The sequence below is a fragment of the Alishewanella sp. d11 genome (genome assembly GCF_049390205.1).
Taxonomy (GTDB): Bacteria; Pseudomonadota; Gammaproteobacteria; order Enterobacterales; family Alteromonadaceae; genus Alishewanella.
The window spans coordinates 578,740-594,886 of sequence record NZ_CP186547.1 but is presented as its reverse complement, the minus strand read 5'-3'; the positions used below and the strand labels follow the sequence as shown (position 1 = coordinate 594,886).

Annotated in this window: 13 protein-coding genes; 10 read left to right on the top strand and 3 right to left on the bottom strand. The window is 46.4% G+C overall.

What is annotated here, in order from left to right; all coding sequences use genetic code 11:
• Window positions 1-55: 55 nt before the first annotated feature.
• From ACO1PK_RS02885 to pdxH, 5 genes are all read left to right on the top strand, one after another.
• On the top strand, window positions 56-466 hold the full coding sequence (locus ACO1PK_RS02885; RefSeq protein WP_423187175.1) for a hypothetical protein: 411 nt from the start codon (window positions 56-58) through the stop codon (window positions 464-466).
• A complete protein-coding gene (gene rimI, locus ACO1PK_RS02880) occupies window positions 459-905 on the top strand; it encodes a ribosomal protein S18-alanine N-acetyltransferase (RefSeq protein ID WP_423187174.1) in 447 nt (148 codons plus the stop codon). The genes ACO1PK_RS02885 and rimI overlap by 8 nt, the downstream gene beginning before the upstream one ends.
• Window positions 906-1,028: 123 nt before the next feature.
• Window positions 1,029-2,615 carry a peptide chain release factor 3 gene (prfC, locus tag ACO1PK_RS02875; RefSeq protein WP_423187173.1) on the top strand — a complete coding sequence of 529 codons (1,587 nt, stop codon included), beginning with the start codon at window positions 1,029-1,031 and terminating at the stop codon, window positions 2,613-2,615.
• Between the two features lie 12 nt (window positions 2,616-2,627).
• On the top strand, window positions 2,628-4,367 hold the full coding sequence (gene argS / locus ACO1PK_RS02870; RefSeq protein WP_423187172.1) for an arginine--tRNA ligase: 1,740 nt from the start codon (window positions 2,628-2,630) through the stop codon (window positions 4,365-4,367).
• A 1-nt stretch (window position 4,368) separates the two neighbouring features.
• Window positions 4,369-5,007, top strand: a complete 639-nt coding sequence (gene pdxH / locus ACO1PK_RS02865; protein ID WP_423187171.1) for a pyridoxamine 5'-phosphate oxidase — start codon at window positions 4,369-4,371, stop codon at window positions 5,005-5,007.
• Between the two features lie 6 nt (window positions 5,008-5,013).
• Here pdxH and ACO1PK_RS02860 read toward each other — a convergent pair whose 3' ends face one another.
• Window positions 5,014-6,942, bottom strand: a complete 1,929-nt coding sequence (locus ACO1PK_RS02860; RefSeq protein WP_423187170.1) for a winged helix-turn-helix domain-containing protein — start codon at window positions 6,940-6,942, stop codon at window positions 5,014-5,016.
• Between the two features lie 106 nt (window positions 6,943-7,048).
• On the opposite strand from ACO1PK_RS02860, the gene ACO1PK_RS02855 reads away from it, so the two are divergent.
• Entirely contained in the window at window positions 7,049-8,557 is a 1,509-nt protein-coding gene (locus tag ACO1PK_RS02855) for an amidohydrolase family protein (protein ID WP_423187169.1), read from the top strand.
• Window positions 8,558-8,636: 79 nt separating this feature from the next.
• Complete coding sequence (locus ACO1PK_RS02850) at window positions 8,637-9,407, top strand: TatD family hydrolase (protein ID WP_423187168.1); 771 nt, start codon at window positions 8,637-8,639, stop codon at window positions 9,405-9,407.
• Window positions 9,408-9,494: 87 nt separating this feature from the next.
• Here ACO1PK_RS02850 and ACO1PK_RS02845 read toward each other — a convergent pair whose 3' ends face one another.
• The gene (locus ACO1PK_RS02845; protein WP_423187167.1) at window positions 9,495-10,085 is read right to left on the bottom strand and encodes an AhpA/YtjB family protein; all 591 of its coding nucleotides are present in this window, start codon (window positions 10,083-10,085) and stop codon (window positions 9,495-9,497) included.
• A gap of 92 nt (window positions 10,086-10,177) precedes the next feature.
• Here ACO1PK_RS02845 and serB point away from each other — a divergent pair, with 92 nt between their 5' ends.
• Both serB and ACO1PK_RS02835 read left to right on the top strand, forming a co-directional pair.
• Window positions 10,178-11,197 carry a phosphoserine phosphatase SerB gene (serB, locus tag ACO1PK_RS02840; protein ID WP_423187166.1) on the top strand — a complete coding sequence of 340 codons (1,020 nt, stop codon included), beginning with the start codon at window positions 10,178-10,180 and terminating at the stop codon, window positions 11,195-11,197.
• Window positions 11,194-12,102, top strand: coding sequence for an alpha/beta fold hydrolase (locus ACO1PK_RS02835; RefSeq protein WP_423187165.1), 909 nt, complete (start codon window positions 11,194-11,196; stop codon window positions 12,100-12,102). Before serB ends, ACO1PK_RS02835 begins: the two co-directional genes overlap by 4 nt.
• Window positions 12,103-12,117: 15 nt before the next feature.
• Here ACO1PK_RS02835 and ACO1PK_RS02830 read toward each other — a convergent pair whose 3' ends face one another.
• On the bottom strand, window positions 12,118-14,634 hold the full coding sequence (locus ACO1PK_RS02830) for a PilZ domain-containing protein (RefSeq protein ID WP_423187164.1): 2,517 nt from the start codon (window positions 14,632-14,634) through the stop codon (window positions 12,118-12,120).
• A 115-nt stretch (window positions 14,635-14,749) separates the two neighbouring features.
• On the opposite strand from ACO1PK_RS02830, the gene radA reads away from it, so the two are divergent.
• On the top strand, window positions 14,750-16,111 hold the full coding sequence (gene radA / locus ACO1PK_RS02825) for a DNA repair protein RadA (RefSeq protein WP_423187163.1): 1,362 nt from the start codon (window positions 14,750-14,752) through the stop codon (window positions 16,109-16,111).
• The last annotated feature ends 36 nt before the right edge of the window (window positions 16,112-16,147 follow it).

The following is a 16,147-nucleotide window of genomic DNA, read 5'->3' as shown; positions in this document are numbered from 1 at the left end:
TGATATGACAACACATTCTCACACTCAAACTTTATTACTCAAGCAGCTCGGCATAATGCCGTTAGCGGCCAAAGCTAATTTTTTTACGCATTTAGCCGCTGTCAATAATGTAGTTGAAAATGAGTCAGCCTCTGCCAGTAGCGAGGCTGCTGCTCACGGCACTGATATTAAAAGCATAGATGTTCAAAGCATAGATGTTCAATGCACTGATGCTGGCAGTGCTGTTGATGTAGCAACCGAGATTTCTGCACACTCCCGTTATCAGCCGATACCTGCAACTCGTTTAGCAGACGATATTAATACTATTTTGCCGCAAACTAGGCTGACGCATTGGCAAATTGATAGCTTGGCCAGCCATAGTCAGATTAATGAGCAAATATTGATTACGCCACCGCTCGCGCTGCTGCAGCAAACAGCCCTAAAACGCCAGCTTTGGCAATTACTATCTGAGCAGTTTTATGATTGAGCTTCGTGCGCTAGTGTTGGCTGATTTACCCTTGCTAACGGCTATTGAACAAGCTGCCAACCCTTATCCTTGGAGCGAAGGCGTTTTTCGTTCCTGTTTTGGTGGGCAGTATTTTAGTTATGGTCTGTTACAGAATAACGTGCTGCAAGGCTTTTACTTTGGTCAGTTTCTGGGTGTTGAAAGCCAGCTCTTTAATATTTGTGTCGCGCCAACAGCGCAAGGCAAGGGCTTTGGTCAGCAATTACTGAGTCATTATATTGAGCAATGCCTTGAGCGTAACGCACTGGAGGCCTGGCTGGAAGTGCGGGCAGGTAATACGGCGGCAATTCCGCTGTACCAGAAACTGGGCTTTATTGAAACCGGCCGCCGCGCCAATTACTATGTTGGCCCACAAGGGCGAGAAGATGCTATTCTGATGTGCCTGCCATTAGCCTTATAAATGCTAACTAATGCTAGATCAGCCATAAAGGCGCTGTGACCCTGCGTTAGCTGCTGTTATAATAACCCTATTTATGATTGCGCCGTTACCCTTTGCGTACGCGCCCCAATAATCTCGGAACCTATGACAACTCAAGCTTTTAATGCGGAAGTAAATAGCCGCCGTACCTTTGCTATTATTAGTCACCCTGATGCAGGTAAAACCACCATTACCGAAAAAGTGTTATTATTCGGACAATTAATCCAGAAAGCCGGTACGGTGAAGGGTAAAAAGTCTGGGCAATATGCTACCTCAGACTGGATGGAAATGGAAAAAGAGCGTGGTATCTCGGTAACCACCTCGGTAATGCAATTTCCCTACAATGAATGTTTAGTCAATTTGCTAGATACTCCAGGTCACGAAGACTTCTCGGAAGATACCTACCGGACACTTACGGCAGTAGACTCTTGTCTCATGGTCATCGATGGCGCCAAGGGCGTTGAAGATCGTACCATTAAGCTGATGGAAGTCACTCGGCTGCGAGATACCCCCATTATTACCTTTATGAATAAGATGGACCGCGATATCCGTGATCCAGTTGATTTATTAGATGAAGTAGAAAGCGTCTTAAAGATCGCCTGTGCGCCGATAACCTGGCCAATCGCCTCAGGTAAAGAGTTTAAAGGCGTTTACCATATTTTGCGTGATGAAGTCATTTTCTATAAGTCCGGTCTTGGGCACACCATTCAGGACGTCGATATTATCAAAGGTATTAACAATCCTGAGCTAGATCAGCGTATTGGTTATTATGCCCAGCAGTTGCGCGATGAAATGGAACTGGTGCAAGGCGCTAGCCATGAATTTGATCGCGAGTTGTTTTTAAAAGGGGAGTTAACACCGGTTTTTTTTGGTACCGCTTTAGGTAACTTTGGCGTGGATCACATGCTGGATGGCTTAACTGAATGGGCACCCGCTCCGCAAGCTCGCGCTACCGATACTCGTACCGTCGAGCCAAGCGAAACCAGTTTTAGCGGCTTTGTGTTTAAGATCCAGGCTAATATGGATCCGAAGCATCGTGATCGCGTGGCTTTTTTACGGATTGTTTCAGGCAAATACGAAAAAGGTATGAAAGTTCGTCATGTGCGTATTGGCAAAGATGTACTTATTCCACAGGCGCTAACCTTTTTAGCCGGTGATCGTGAGCACTTAGAAGAAGCCTATGCTGGTGATATTATTGGTTTACATAACCATGGCACCATCAAAATTGGCGATACTTTTACTACCGGCGAGAATATGCAATTTACCGGTATTCCAAACTTTGCCCCAGAACTATTTCGCCGTATCCGTTTACGCGATCCGCTTAAGCAAAAGCAGCTATTAAAAGGCTTAGTGCAACTTTCTGAAGAAGGCGCTGTACAGGTATTCCGGCCCTTAGATAATAACGATCTCATTGTCGGTGCGGTTGGGGTGCTACAGTTTGATGTAGTAGTGCATCGCTTAAAATCCGAATATAACGTGGATGCGCTGTACGAGAGCGTTAACGTTAGCACGGCTCGTTGGGTATATTCTGATGATGCTAAGGCCTTACAGGAATTCCAAAACAAAGCCAGTAACAACCTAGCGCTTGACGGTGGCGATAACCTTACTTACATAGCACCCACCATGGTTAATCTTAACCTGGCAATGGAGCGGTATCCAAAAATCAAATTCTTTAAAACCCGTGAGCACTAACAGGTTAGGTCAATGAATATTAAACAACTTTTAACAGAGAAAACCCTCGCTGCTTTTGCGCAGTTGGGCTTACCCGAAGGCACTAACCCAGCGGTAACGCAAAGCACTCGCGTAGAGTTTGGCGATTACCAAATTAACGGTGCCATGGGCGCGGCTAAACAATTAAAAACCAATCCGCGCCAGTTAGCGCAGCAGTTGGTTGAATTGTTAGATCTTAGCGAGCTGGCCGACAAGGTCGAAATTGCTGGCCCAGGTTTTATTAATGTCACCTTAAAAGCCGACTGGCTAGCCAAACAGCTGAGTGTTGCCGCCACAGATACTCGCTTAGGGGTAAGTCAGAATCCGGCACCGCAAACCGTTGTTGTGGACTATTCAGCGCCTAATCTAGCGAAAGAAATGCACGTTGGTCATTTACGCTCAACCATTATTGGTGATGCTGTAGTACGTAGCTTGGAATTCTGGGGCGATAAAGTGATTCGGCAGAATCATATGGGTGACTGGGGTACCCAGTTTGGTATGCTGATTGCGCATTTAGAAGATAAACTAGCCGAAGGCGTGGACTTAGAAAGCGTTGCGCTGGCTGACTTGGAAGATTTTTATCGCGCTGCGAAAAAACGCTTTGATGATGAAGCGGGCTTTGCCGATAAGTCGCGGGACTATGTGGTTAAGCTACAAAGCGGTGATGCGCATTGTCAAAAACTGTGGCAGCTGTTTATTGATACCTCGGTAAAACACAGCAATGACGTTTATCAAAAGCTTAACGTGACACTGACGGATGCCGATATCAAGCCGGAAAGTGCTTATAACAGTATGCTTCAACCGATAGTAGACCAGTTGGTTGAGCAAGCGATTGCGGTTGAAGACCAAGGTGCCTTGGTGGTGTTTTTACAAGAGTTAGCCGATAAAGAAGGTAATCCTTCGCCTTTTATAATCCAGAAAACCGGCGGTGGTTTTCTGTATGCCACGACCGATTTAGCGGCCTGCCAATACCGTAGTATTGAACTGGGTGCTGATCGTATTGTGATCTTTACCGATGCACGCCAGGCACTGCACTTTAAACAAGTGGAGATTACCGCCCGTAAAGCCGGTTTATTAGCGGATAACACCCGCTATGATCATTGCCCCTTTGGCACCATGATGGGCGAAGATGGTAAGCCGTTTAAAACCCGTACTGGTGGTACCGTAAAACTGGCCGAATTACTGGAAGAAGCGGTAGTACGCGCTGAAGCAGTGGTAAAAGAAAAAGCGACCGATTTATCGGATGCGGAAATTGCCGAAATTGCGCGTAAGGTTGGTATTGGCGCAGTGAAGTTTGCCGATTTATCAAAAAACCGTACCAGCGATTATATTTTTAGCTGGGATGCCATGCTCAGTTTTGAAGGCGCAACCGCCCCTTACCTGCAATATGCCTATACCCGGGTTCGTAGTATTTTACGCAAAGCCGAAGTCGCAGACGATTTTAGCGCGGCTATTGTGATTAACGCTGAGCAAGAAAAGCAATTAGCGGTAAAACTGCTGCGTTTTGAAGAAACCTTGCAGCAAGTGATAAAAGATGCGCAGCCCAATTTGCTGTGTAATTATTTATACGAGCTGGCCAGTTTATTTATGACCTTTTACGAAGCCTGTCCCATCTTAAAAGAAGGGGTTGAACCAGCTGAGCGTAACAGCCGTTTAATGCTAAGTATTTTAAGCGCTAAGCTCTTAGCACAAGGCCTAGATTTACTGGGTATTGAAGTAATGGAACGGATGTAACATGAAAATAGACGCAATTCGCCGCAGTTATACCAAAGATAAACTGGATTTGGATAAACTTAATGCCGATCCGATAGCACAGTTTGAGCTATGGCTAAAAGACGCCATCGCCGCTGAGCTGCCCGATCCGACGGCGATGTGCGTCGCTTCTGTCGATAGTAGTGGCCAGCCGTCACAGCGATTGGTTCTGCTAAAGGATGTTAATACAGCAGGTTTTACTTTTTACACTAACCTCGGTAGCCGTAAAGCGTCTGAGCTGTCGGAAAATCCAAAGGTCTGTTTGCATTTCCCTTGGCATCCATTAGAACGGCAAGTGATTGTTTATGGTACGGCTGAGCGCGTATCCAATACGCAAGTCATGCAGTACTTTTTATCTCGACCGAAAGAAAGTCAGTTAGCAGCTTGGGCTTCTGAGCAAAGCCGGCCCATCTCTACCCGCCAAGCGTTGATGCAAAAATTTGCCGAAATTAAACATAAGTTTGAACATGGCGAAGTCCCTTTGCCTTCGTTTTGGGGTGGTTTTTTAGTACGGCCTCACCAAGTAGAGTTTTGGCAGGGCGGAGAGCATCGGTTGCACGACCGCTTTATGTATTCGAAGCAGGACGACGGCAATTGGTCGATTGACCGGCTATGTCCATAACTTTGGTCACTGTTGCCCTTCATTAGATTTTCTCTGTGCTATTTCTGCAGCAAAAGCGGTTAAGACCTTTTGCCGTTGCTGTTGCAGCTTACTGATAAACTCGCCTGATAACTGCTGCCACAACGGATGCTGTTCGGCCAGGTAGTAGTCATCATGTGGTGATGGTAGCCAATCGTTGGCTAGTAATTGCAGCGCCAACTGGTTTGCTTGATCTGTCAGACCAACCGCACAGAGCAATTGTAAACTTAGGCTATCTGCAGTCTGTACCTTGCTGACATAAGCGCTAATACGGTTTTGGTAGGCTTTCCTTTGGGGCGGCGGCAGGCTCAACAGAAAATACAGCACGTTAAGTTGTTCATTATTTGTTAGATCATGTTGGATGGCGAGATCTGCATCCTGCTGATAATGTGGCAGCAGCCTATAGAAGGCACTTTGCTGTGATGTTGTCATTGCTGGCGCGGATAGGAACAGTGCCTGTAGCTGAAAAATTTTATGCTGTGGTTTAAGGCTCACTCGCTGTTGAAGATAAGCATTTGCCTCTGTGGTCTGGTCTTGGGCCTGCGCCAACATAGCTTGTGCCAATAACACAAAGGGATGCGTATCTGACATCGACACAGCACGCTGTAAACTGGCCTCTGCCAGCTCCATTTGTTGCAGGCTCAGTTGTATCAGGCTTAATTGCGCCCAGCGCTCAGGGCTATTTAATCTGTCAGGAAAACGCTCTGCCCAGAGCAGAAATGCCAGTGCGCGCTGACTGGTCAGCGGCAGTAGTTCCAATTCATCCAATGCCCGATCTGAGTAATCATCTTCCAGCAGCAAAGCATGCTGAAATTCTGCGCGAGCCCGGCTAAGCTCGCCGTTGCCTAGCAGGCTGTAAGCATAATGCCGTTTTAGTAAACCTGATAACGGCGCTAGTTCAGTAGCTGTTGCCATTAAGCTTACTGCGTTGTCGTAATGTCCCTGCGCCCGGTAAAGGGCGGCTCGCCATAATAATATTTGCGGATCTTTTGGCTGAAAAAGCATTGCTTTATCCAAATAATAACTGGCTCCGGCCAGATTGTGTCTGGATAATTGCAAGGCACCAAAACTACCTAGTGCCGGCGCAAAATCAGTTTGTTGTTGTAACGCCTGCTGCAATAATGGTTCGCAAAGTGCCAATACTTTTTGTAGTGGCCAATCGCTATAGATATGCATAGCGTGATAACTGTTACATAGCCCGACCAACAGCGGCGGATAAGTGGGATAAGCAGGAAGCAGTTGACGGAAAATTTGTACCGCGTTGCTGATAGCTTCTGCTTGTGGCTGATTTAACAAATAAAGCGCCTGTTGCAGCATAGTCCAGTCTTGGTCACTGAATCCTTCCGCTGCTGTTAGTTGCGCGCTGCTTGCAAGAGCGCCGGAGCTTTGGTCAGAATTTGCCGATGGGGCTGTGCCCAGCTGCGGGTTATACAGCCACAAAGCACACAGCAACAGTAAAGTCAGCGTTATTCCGGTATAAATCCAACGAGTTTTGGAGATATCGTCAGTGCGTTGCCGGGACGTATTTGTTGGCAATGGTATCGCATCTTGCAACAAGCGATACCCTTTACGTTGTACCCGCTCGATCAGTTGGTAGGGCTTATGCTGATCCCGTAATGCTTTTCTTAGCTGAGTGACTACCTGATATAAAGACGAATCCGATACCACCACATTAGGCCAGACTGTGCCCAATAGTTGTTCGTCACTGACAGTTTGTCCATTCGCAGCTAGTAATAACTCCAATGCCGTCATTAGTCTGGGCTCTAGCTGTAGCTCTTCGTCTGAGCGGCTTATCCTGTTACGGGCAGGTTCAATCAGCCAGTCTCCAAGCTTCCAGCAAGTGTGTAGCTGCGGTGACATGGCAGTTGTCGACGTAATCGCCTGATGTAATGGCTTGGTATTGTCTGATTTTTGCATACGAAATCTGCTGACACTCACATTATTCAGAAAAACTTCAGGGGTTCTTCAGGTATAAAAAACCATGTTGTGGCACTTTTGGCCTGTTAACCAATGGAGCAACAAAATGAAACCACAGTATAAAATCTTGCTGAAGTTTGCGTGTTTGGCGATCCTGCTGTCAAGCCCGCTGCAAGCGCAACTGAACGAGACTGTAACAGCAATACCAGCACAGCACAGCGGAAACTTGTTGATAGAGCCGGTTACGGTGTTGTCGCCGGAGCTTGACGGTGCATTGCCCAATCAGCAGGTGTTAATCCGTGACGGTATCATCGTCAGATTAGCCGAAGCAGGTACCGCATTGGCGCCCAGCGACTTACTGGGGCTGGAAAGGCTTAATGGCCAGAACCTATATTTAACCCCAGGGTTAATGGACAGCCATGTGCATGTCAGCGACGCACCGGGTTTACTGTCTGTCAGGGACAGTGACTATTTGCCGGAGTTTTTCCGGCAGCAGCCGCGTAGTTATCTGTATTTTGGCGTAACGCAATTGTTGGACCTAAGCAGCAGCCCACAAGGGATCGCCATCTTTAAACAGCAACCACAAGCGCCTGATTTATGGCACTGTGGCGCTGCACCTGTGGCAGGTGGTTATGGTAACCCCCACTCGGAGCACCCAAACGTTATTCAGCAACATACTATAAAACAGCCTACTTCAGGGGAGCAGGCAAATACGCCTGCAATCGTCGTTAAGCGCATTGTTGATAGTGGCGCCCACTGCCTGAAGATTTTTATTGAAGATGGCTTTGGCGATGCCAGTCATTTACCACTGTATAGCAAGGAAACATTGAAGGAAATCAGGATACAAGCCAGTCATTACCAGTTGCTGTTGTTTGCGCATGCTAACGCTTTTGATATGCAGCAAATTGCACTGGACAGTAAAGTAGATGTGCTGGCTCATGGCTTGTGGAATTGGACAGGTATGTCAACTACGCCGCAGGGGATAGAGGAAGAGTTAGCAGCACACTTGCAGAAAATTTATCTGGCAGGGGTAGGGTACCAGCCTACGTTAAGTGTCATATCACGGCTGGCCGCCATGCTGGATCCTGATGTTTTGGCGGATCCACAGCTGCGACATGTTGTACCGGCAGCATTGTTGAACTGGTATCAATTGGATGAAGCTCAATGGTTTAAACAGGAGTTACTGGCAGATTTTGGTGGTTTGCCTGCATCCGATGCCGCTGCGCGCTTGCGCCTCACTGGCAAGCGCGGCGCTCTGGCGGCACAGTTACTTTATCAAATGGGGCATCCGCTATTGCTGGCTAGTGACACACCTTCTGCTCCGGCCTATAGTCATCAGCCGGGTTACGGAACTTATCTGGAACTGCAGCTAATGGCCGCTGCGGGTATTTCGCTTCAGGCTATTTTTGAGGCAGCGACTATAAACAATGCGCGTATATTGCAGCTGGATCAGCACTATGGAACCGTTAGTTCTGGTAAGGTCGCGAATCTACTGTTGCTAAAAGAAAACCCTTTACAAGATGTCGGCGGCTGGGACAGTATTCAAACCGTGATTTTACATGGGCAGCCCATTGAACGCTCAAGTTTGTCTGCCACTGCGCTGTCTGGTCGTTAATTAATGCCAATTCACAGGTAAATGCTTTTCGAATATCTTTGTGCTTGTTGCCAGCATCATTATCTGTTGCAATATGCTTATGAAACTTTTTGATACTCACTGTCATCTCGATTTACCTGAACTGGCAGCAGAGCAGGCGGATCACTGGCAACAGGCACAGCAAGTTGGCGTTGCTGAGTTACTTATTCCAGCGGTCGAACAGGCCGCCTGGTTGAATTTGCTTAAGCTGCGCCGTGAACAACCCGCCTGGCATATTGCGTTAGGTATCCATCCTTGGTGGGCAGAAGCCGAGCCTTTCACAGTGCTGGCGGAGCTGGAGCAACTGCTACAAAGCCATGGTGCGCACATTGCTGCAGTAGGCGAAATTGGGCTGGATTTTGCGCTTGCCGCAGAGACCTTTGCTAAACAGCAGCAGTTTTTTAGCGCGCAAGTGGCGTTAGCTAAGCACTATCAAAAGCCGGTGATTTTGCATCATCGGAAAAGTCAGCCTGCATTACTGGCTGAGTTAAAACGGCAGCAATTTACACAAGGCGGTATTTTGCATGCGTTTTCTGGCAGTCAGCAGCAAGCTAAGGCGTTTCTTGATCTGGGTTTTAAACTGGGGATTGGCGGTACCATTACTTACCCAAGAGCGGAGAAAACCCGCAACGCCGTGCGTAAATTGCCATTAAGTGCGCTGGTATTAGAAACAGATGCGCCCGCTATGCCACTGAATGGCTTTCAAGGCCAAGCTAATACGCCAGCGCAATTGCTTGCAGTGTTTAACGTCTTGTGTGAGTTAAGAGCTGAGCCCGCTGCACAGTTGGCAGCGGCCTTATGGCAAAACAGTGTCGATGCGCTGCAGCTTTAGTCTTGTGCTGCAATAACACAGAGTGAATTCGAAAAAGCATGCACCTTGTTTTGGATGCGGCAATGATCACGCCTGAAAACTGAGATGCTAGACGGGTGGCGGTAGGCGTCCATATCGCTGATTAAGCCGAAAGAAACTCCGTTTTAAGAGCATAGTCACCGCCACAGCCAGCAATAAAAGCCCGAGCATGTGTTGCATCAATTGTTGCCAGTAGCTGTAGCCAGGAAATAAGCGTTGGTCATTTAATAGACTGATCTTCATATAGCCCAACAGCTGCTCGTTTACCCGTATTTCTTGTACCATGGGGATCAGCGGGAGTTGTTGATCTGGTCGATATAACAAACGCGCAGCCGTATTTGCTTCTGACCAGCTTAGGCGAACGCCATTCGCATCATAAACGACCACATCATGTAAAAAAGGGTTTTCAGCAATATGTTGGGTCAGCAGGCTGAGGCTTTCTAGTTGATCATTCTCCAATAAATACCCAGCAGTGTAGGACAAGGCCACCAGCGTTTCGCGCATCATCAATTTATTTTGTTGCTGTAAGACCCGCTGCCCTTCAACTTTGGCATTTACCCAGCTGTGCAGAATAAACCAGATCCCTAATACAGCGATTGCCAGTTGCAATAAAGTAATAAAACTTGAATATCGAGGCGCAGATACGCTATGGTGCTGCATATTTTAAACCATAAATAAAACTGGCAGGCCAATGCTGCAAAAGTACTAGCATGCCATGTTCATCCTGCTAAGTATAGGGATCTGTTTTGAACGTGTCTGAACCTTTAGTATGGCTTACTGCCCCTTTCGCCACTTCGCCGTTAGCTTTAATGGCTGAACAAGGCGGGCAGCTGCGCGTAAACTGGCAACAGCAGCAAGTTGTTAGCTTAGATAACCATGTTCACTGGCAAGACGCGCAGCCCATGCTGATCTACTTTGGGCAACAGCCAGAATGGGAACAGTTGGAACAGTTGTTTCGTCAATTAAGCCTCGCCGATGGCGAGGTCCTTTTAAAACGTTGGCAGCCGATGCCAACATTACCTGCAGCGCTGGCAATACAATTCTCTGCGCTTGCCGCGCCTGAAACGGCGCATTTATCCTTATTAGCTAGCGAGTTGGGCTGTCAATTAGTTTACTTAAAGCAGCTACCCACCTTAGCCAAGCCTGGTTTATTAGTGATGGATATGGATTCAACCGCTATCCAAATTGAATGTATTGATGAAATTGCTAAATTGGCGGGGGTTGGTGCAGAGGTGGCGGCGGTTACGGCTCGAGCCATGAATGGTGAGTTAGATTTTTCGCAAAGTTTGCGGCAACGGGTTGCAGCGCTTACCGGTGCTCCAGAAAGTATATTGGCTGAGGTACTTGCAGAACTGCCGCTGATGCCGGGCTTGGTGGAGTTGGTGGCTCAATTGCAGCAGCATGGCTGGCGTATTGCTATCGCTTCGGGTGGTTTTACGTATTTTACTTCAGCATTACAGCAACAACTTAAGTTGGATGCGACCTTTGCCAATCAATTGGCGATTCAAGACGGTAAGCTCACAGGGCAAGTCGTTGGTGATATTGTCGATGCCAAGCGTAAGGCTGAAGTTGTTATGGAATTAGCTGAGCATTATGGTATTGCCGCTTCACAAACGGTAGCGATTGGCGATGGTGCTAATGATCTTCCTATGCTTGCACAAGCGAGCCTAGGAGTGGCTTTTCATGCTAAACCAAAAGTACAAGCCGCGGCGAAAGCGGCAATTACGCAAGGCAGTTTATTGCAGTTACTTTATTTGGTTCAACCTGCGTGAAGCATCAACAACATTCACTCTTTGTTGATTTGCAGGCTTATCAGTTGCATGTTAGGCGGCTTACACCACTGCAACCTGCGGTTGCACCCATTTTATTTTTACATGGCGCGGTAGAGAATGGACGGATTTTTTATAGTCATTCTGGTAAAGGTCTGGCGAGTTACTTAGCCGATCAAGGCTTTGTCGGTTATGCTGCCGACTTTGCAGGGCGTGGCTTGTCAAAACCGACGCTTGAGACAGGTTTGCAACAAAGCCAACATCAGCTGATTTGTCAGGATATCCCCGGATTAATTGAGTATGTGTATGCGCAACACCAGCAGCCGATCACGCTTATTTGCCATTCTTGGGGCGGTGTTGTCGCGGCAGCGAGTCTGGCTCGTTTTCCACAGCTGCTAGCTAAAGTAAAAGCCAAGATCTGTTTTGGCACCAAAAGAGTTATTAGTGTTCGTTCCTTGGAACGGCTACTGAAAATTAATGTTATTTGGAATAAACTTGCCCCTTGGTTAGGTAAGCATTACGGCTATGTACCCGCTAAGCGCTGGCGCTTTGGCGCCGATAATGAACCTACGCAATTCTTGCTTGATACGATTGATTGGATCAGCGGTGCGCCTTTTGTTGATCGCTGCGATCATTTTGATTACCAGCAGGCATGTGCAAGCATCAAGTGGCCCGCGTTATGGCATTTTGCGGCGAAGCAGGATCGTCTGTTAGGGCATCCCACCGATGTGTTGGCTTTTATTGCTGAAACGCGCCAGCAACAAGCCCGTTATAGCTTATTGGGTAAGCAAGATGGGTATTCGCAAGATTATGATCATATCTCGATGTTAACGCACCCAGCTGCTGCCAAAGAGCATTTTAGTGATATCGCGATCTGGCTAAAAGAGCAGTATCAACGCTGTCTTTAATTGCTTTTGGGGTCTTTAAAAACGTGCTTGGGCTAAGATGGCTAATCTTGCTTGCGCTTGTTGCTCGCTAAGGTGCAAGTTAAAGCGGGTAGTCAGTTCTGCTGAGGTATCGACCACGTCAACTACACCTTCGACATGTAAAAGTTCTTCTTCCAAAGATTTCGCTTTATGAATGGCATAAATACTGATGTAGTTCATTTCTTTAGCAATATACTCAGCATCAAGCTTATCTGTTCGTGAAACAAAAAATCGAAAGCTAAATAAGGTATGCTGTGCTAAGGCATTCTCAATAAACTGCTTATGTTCATCTGCAGAGCTAAACTCATAGTCAAAATGACTACTAAGTGCAAATTGTCCATCTGTAGTTTTAGTCACTTTGATATAACATTCGATTGGTTTAGCCGCATCATGTTGTTTCATTTGTTTTAGGATGGCCGCTATATCCTGACATAGTTGATTATGCTTAGTCAGTAACATGAAATCAGGCCTATTTTTTTCAGGGTGAGCAAGACGTAATAACTTATATAAGCTATGTTCCTGAGCTCCGCGCCCTATCACGGTAATATCATGTTTTAGGCCATAACGATGGATAAAAAACACAAAATTGTTTAAGGCTTTTAGGTACATATTACGTAAGGCATCAGACAGCCCAGGGTATTTTGGTTTTTCTTCGGCCAAAGTGAGTTTGCTTCGGTTGCTTTGAATTAGCTGTGAAAAAAACTGCTTGCCGGTATGCTCAGGGATTTTAGCGGTTTTTAAATTCATAATGGTGCGGTTTTTACTCACCGCCATCACCTCGTACGGCAGATTAGTCAGTTGATGTTTTGTTGTGATCTTTTGTAAATCAGGAAGTTCTAATAGCAGAACCTCCCCTTTTTTAAAATCAACGGGTTCTGCGCATTCAAGCTGTATCCCACCAGCCGAAAAATCTCTACTAAAAGCTTGCCAGACTTGCCCCTCCGGTTTTTGTCGAATTAATACCGTGGTTTTATATAGATACCGTGATTCAGAACGAAGATTCACATAATGAGTTGGTATGGCCTCACAAGGCATAGGTTTTTCAGCTTTACTCAGACCAAAATGATTCAGTGCAGGTAATTTTGTTAGATCATACTGATGGACGCCATAGTAAACACGCTGATCAGGGGCACTTACCTCGGTTAAGGTCGCAATATAATGCATATCTTGCAGCATATTTAGCACTAGGGCTGAGGGTTGTTCTGGTATAGCACCAGGGATTGCCGATGCACTTATGCTGTGCTGGATCTGCGTCTTAAGTAAGTTTACATGGAAAATTTTCCAGCTCGGTTTACCTGAGCCAAAGCCAAAAAACATTTCTCGCAACCCCGGTACTGTTGCCAGTTCATAGCCGGTAGCTGTGTAGAAGTAGAGTTTACCCTTAGCGGCATGGGTAAAGCAGTACAGCATACAAGAACGATCAGTATGCTTGATGTTTAGTAAATGTTTTAGCCGCGGCACTGACAGTACTCGATTAATAACGGAATGCTGTTGTTCATCCAAAAAATAATGCCAGACGCTTTTATTGGAATCGCTTGTCAGACAAAAACGACAGTTCACTGCACCACTGTTCACACCGATGAAAACAGGTAATGCATGAATTCGAGGCAAATAATATTGCTCGTAACCTTTCGTCACCAGTGTATCCATTACATTGTCTAAATTGACTTTGTAGCGACGTTTATTGCCGTTAATGTAATTTTGCAGAAATTGATTAAATTGTGGTTGTTGTTCGGCATTTTGTCTTTTTAACCTGATGTATAGGTATTTTTCGTGTTGCTCGATCTCTAAGACCTGATAGTTGAGTCCTTCTGGCAGGTCGAGTGCAAATTCTTTTTCTAACCCTTTGAGGGTCAAATTAATGATGTCGCCGTTAGTTAGGCCATTTAAAGCCGTTACTTTCAGTTTGCAACCAGACACGGATATATCACTGGTCATGGCGGTAAAGGTATGTTCTGCATGACGAACTTCAACCTCGATGCCAAAGTTCATCCTTTCTTCACGCCTTGTAATATATAAGCCGAATTGGACCGTTTTATGGAGTTTAGCAGGGGTTTCTTCGTTGCTTTCTCTAGGCAACTCATCGAGAGTGTCAGCTATCGGTGTCCCTTTACGTAACAGCTCTAGTTTGTTTTTGACGTGCTGTTCAGTTTCTTTACGATGCCTTACCCGATAGTTGTTATCGGCATTCATGACGTCTTCATACACCCCTAGGGTATAGGATCCATAATCTCGGATACCTTCTTCAAAAATCTGTTGAGCGGTTTCGTCAAGGTAATGGGTTTTATCATTATATTGGTAAGGCTTAACTGCACCATCGACATGACCCCGCAAATCAATGAAGTAGTTGCATGGCTGGGCCAGACGCTTTAACTCCATTCTCAGCAAAAATTGCTTGGACTTGGGCAAGCTTGCCGTTAGGCTAGTAAAGGTTTGCTCAAACTCAGGTGAGTTTAATAAGCCCTTCATTCGCGCTATGATGCCAAGATAAGCTTTAAGATCTGTTGATGTCATAGTTTGCTGATTCAGTTGCCAAAATAATGGCAGCGTCCGATTATATTTAGACTAAGCTACGTTGTTCTTTTTTGAAAAGCAATATTTGTGCCTTTCATGCAAAGCAGGAAAAATTATGGCGAAAACAAAAACTGCCTATGTTTGTAACGAATGTGGTGCTGACTTTATGCGTTGGCAGGGTCAATGCACTGAGTGTGGCGCTTGGAACAGTGTGACGGAAGTCCGCTTAGGGGCGGTAAAAAGTAAAAATAGCCGTTTTGAAGGCTATGCAGGTGAAACGGTAGCCAAAGTCGTGCGCCTAGATGAAGTTGATCTGCAAGAGGTGCCGCGTTTTAGTTCGGGCTTTTCAGAATTCGATCGCGTACTTGGCGGCGGCATTGTTCCAGGTTCTGCTATTCTGATTGGCGGTCATCCAGGTGCAGGTAAAAGTACCTTATTGCTGCAGGTGATGTGCGGCTTAGCCAAACAGGGCGGGGCCTTGTACGTTACTGGCGAGGAATCATTACAACAAGTGGCGATGCGGGCACAGCGACTCGGTTTACCCATGGACGCGCTCAAAATGCTGGCTGAAACTAACGTGGAAACACTTTGTCAGCTTGCGCAACAAGAAAAGCCGCGCATTATGGTGATCGACTCAATTCAAGTTATGCATTTAGCCGATATTCAATCTGCTCCTGGCAGTGTTTCACAGGTAAGAGAAAGTGCTGCTTTTCTTACTCGTTTTGCTAAACAATATCAGATTGCCATCATTATGGTTGGCCATGTCACGAAAGATGGTTCTTTAGCTGGACCTAAAGTGCTTGAGCATTGTATTGATTGCTCTGTGATGTTAGACGGCGATGCTGATAGCCGTTACCGAACAATGCGTGGACATAAAAATCGCTTTGGTCCAGTTAATGAGCTTGGCGTATTTGCCATGACCGGACAGGGCATGAAAGAGGTTAAAAATCCCTCTGCTATTTTTCTTACTCGAGGTAAAGAGGATCAATCCGGTAGCATTGTGATGGTGTTATGGGAGGGGACTCGGCCACTTTTAGTCGAAATTCAAGGGTTAGTAGATTATTCACCGCTGAACAATCCACGACGTGTGACATTGGGAATGGAGCAAAACCGGATTTCTATGTTACTCGCCGTAATGCATCGACATGCGGGCATTCAAATGGCTGACCAAGACGTTTTTGTTAACGTGGTCGGCGGGGTAAAAGTAAATGAAACTAGTGCTGATTTAGCGACTTTATTAGCTTTAGTCTCCAGTTTTCGTGATAAGCCGCTCCCTAATGATCTTGTGGTGTTTGGTGAGGTTGGTTTGGCTGGTGAGATTCGTCCAGTACCAAGTGGTCAAGAACGGTTACGCGAAGCCGCTAAACATGGGTTTCGCCGAGCAATAGTGCCTTTTGGCAATAAACCAAAAGAAGCCATCGAAGGTATGGAGGTTATCGGGGTGAATAAGCTGGCAGACGCACTGGAAGCCATTTAGATAGATCAATAAGCCCCGAGCACGCTGTGCAAGGGG

Bases quoted from the DNA above. Each gene is read 5' to 3' on its own strand.
- ACO1PK_RS02885 (WP_423187175.1), top strand. From the start codon at position 56: ATGCCGTTAGCGGCCAAAGCTAATTTTTTTACGCATTTAGCCGCTGTC.
- rimI (WP_423187174.1), top strand. From the start codon at position 459: ATGATTGAGCTTCGTGCGCTAGTGTTGGCTGATTTACCCTTGCTAACG.
- prfC (WP_423187173.1), top strand. From the start codon at position 1,029: ATGACAACTCAAGCTTTTAATGCGGAAGTAAATAGCCGCCGTACCTTT.
- argS (WP_423187172.1), top strand. From the start codon at position 2,628: ATGAATATTAAACAACTTTTAACAGAGAAAACCCTCGCTGCTTTTGCG.
- pdxH (WP_423187171.1), top strand. From the start codon at position 4,369: ATGAAAATAGACGCAATTCGCCGCAGTTATACCAAAGATAAACTGGAT.
- ACO1PK_RS02860 (WP_423187170.1), bottom strand. From the start codon at position 6,942: ATGCAAAAATCAGACAATACCAAGCCATTACATCAGGCGATTACGTCG.
- ACO1PK_RS02855 (WP_423187169.1), top strand. From the start codon at position 7,049: ATGAAACCACAGTATAAAATCTTGCTGAAGTTTGCGTGTTTGGCGATC.
- ACO1PK_RS02850 (WP_423187168.1), top strand. From the start codon at position 8,637: ATGAAACTTTTTGATACTCACTGTCATCTCGATTTACCTGAACTGGCA.
- ACO1PK_RS02845 (WP_423187167.1), bottom strand. From the start codon at position 10,085: ATGCAGCACCATAGCGTATCTGCGCCTCGATATTCAAGTTTTATTACT.
- ACO1PK_RS02830 (WP_423187164.1), bottom strand. From the start codon at position 14,634: ATGACATCAACAGATCTTAAAGCTTATCTTGGCATCATAGCGCGAATG.
- radA (WP_423187163.1), top strand. From the start codon at position 14,750: ATGGCGAAAACAAAAACTGCCTATGTTTGTAACGAATGTGGTGCTGAC.